The sequence below is a fragment of the Rhodoferax sp. ZS1R8 genome (genome assembly GCF_056521325.1).
Window position 1 is genome coordinate 1 of the sequence record NZ_JBWMBA010000050.1, and the last position, 1,701, is coordinate 1,701.

The following is a 1,701-nucleotide window of genomic DNA, read 5'->3' on the forward strand; positions in this document are numbered from 1 at the left end:
TTGGGTACCCAGTTACGGCGATTTTTGTTCGCAACATAAAAATCACGTTGGCCGAGCTTCGGGATACATCCAGCGATCTGTATAAAACGATAAAAACCGACGGTGGGGGTGGGTGGGGCCTTGGCGCGCTGAGCATCAAGGGTGGCTATGCACGCAACGGCGAAGTTAAAACTCAAAAGAGCACGATTGACTCGGCAACCGGAACACTGACTGTCGAAGGCATGCAACTGGTGGGTTTCATGTGCGAAGAGGTTGGTATGTCGCCCGATCCGAGAGAGGGATTGACCTGGGTAGGGGGGGGGTAACGTGGCCTCGTTTGCTGCGGCGCTGGCGGCCGTTTTCGCACGTGCAACTGAAGAGCAAAGCGCGGCGGACGGTCAATATGTTGCTTTCCCTGGGTTCCGATTCCCTGTGGAAGATGCGGGGCTCATTCCAGATGGTGGCCCTGCGAGCTTTGACTTCACGCACCGGATCAACATGATCCCTACTGACCCGCCGGTGCTGCGGCTAAGCGGGAAATTGGTGTGGGAAGAGTACGCCAGAATTTTAAGCACAGCGGAACTGGCAATGAATCCGCCGTCCGGTGAAAAGACCGCACTGCGCTTTGCTGAAGCCACGGCGCGGCTTGGAGATGGCCGGATGACGCCTGCCGAAAACATTTTCTACTTGACGGGTACCGTGCCGCAGAGTTTGGGCAACGACAACCACTGGACAACAGTTGCGCTGCCTGAGACGCATCTGGCAGTGCAGGCAGCTGGGTTGAGCGATGTGGCGGTGTCTTGGCTTTTACGGATGAACACACTTCCTCAACTTGGTGACAAGCTTATCAAGGGTGTGTCATTTCAAATCGCATCACTGGCAATACTGCGTCCATGGTTTGATCCGGATGTGCTCAGTTTGCGTGGCTGGCGCATGGAGGGCGACCAGATTTCCGACGGCAAAAGCCCACCGCGCGGGCGGTTTCCCGGTTACTGCATAAGGCTGATCGTAGTTAGAAATCTGACTTTCATTGTGGGGGAAGATGTGCTGCCAGAGGCGGGTGCTAGCGTGATGTTCAGGTCTGTACCGGGTGCCGTGTTAGATGCAAGCTTGGCTGATCTAGCCGCCCAAATCACAGACTTACGCGTCACGACCGAAACTGAACTAGGGGCAAGACCCGAGATCGCTCCTCGGGGTGGAGAGCGGTTCCCCGTGCCATTGCGTTTCGATGTCACGTCCGCCCGCATTGAAGCGCAAAAGCGGGCGAGCGCCGCGCTTGCCGAGCTAAATGTGGCGCAAGCGAAGGCGAACTCTGCGGTGGTCGAATTTGAGGCGAAAAAAGCATCTCTCACTCGTAAAAAGAAAGAAGTAGGATGGCTTGAATTGCGTCGAATTTCTTCAGAGCGGTTTGAGTTCGAGTTAGTCAAATTGCGAAGTGTTTTGGATGAAACTGAAGGGCAGGTACAGCACTTAAAGCGGCGATTTGAAAGTGCCACCGATGCCATTGCTCTGCTTGATCAATTGGGTGGATTCTCTGGTTCGGTTCTACCACATGCCATCGCCTTTGTTTGCAACGCGGTAGAACGTTGCCCAAACCCGGATCCAACACTTTTACCTGCCTAGCGGAGACCTTCAACTTGAGGAGAATTTCAATGAAATCAGGCGACTACATGCTCTGCGCTTTTGAAGGCGGAGCCACTCAAAACCCCGATACCTTCCCGG

The 1,701-nt window shown here is 54.7% G+C and carries 2 protein-coding genes; both read left to right on the forward strand.

Translation table 11 applies throughout. The features are described 5' to 3' along the window. Positions 1-305: hypothetical protein (locus tag AC097P_RS23635; protein ID WP_479612876.1), on the forward strand; the 305-nt coding region annotated here is incomplete at its 5' end. Position 306: 1 nt separating this feature from the next. After that, positions 307-1,602 carry a hypothetical protein gene (locus AC097P_RS23640; RefSeq protein ID WP_479612877.1) on the forward strand — a complete coding sequence of 432 codons (1,296 nt, stop codon included), beginning with the start codon at positions 307-309 and terminating at the stop codon, positions 1,600-1,602. Positions 1,603-1,701: the final 99 nt, after the last annotated feature.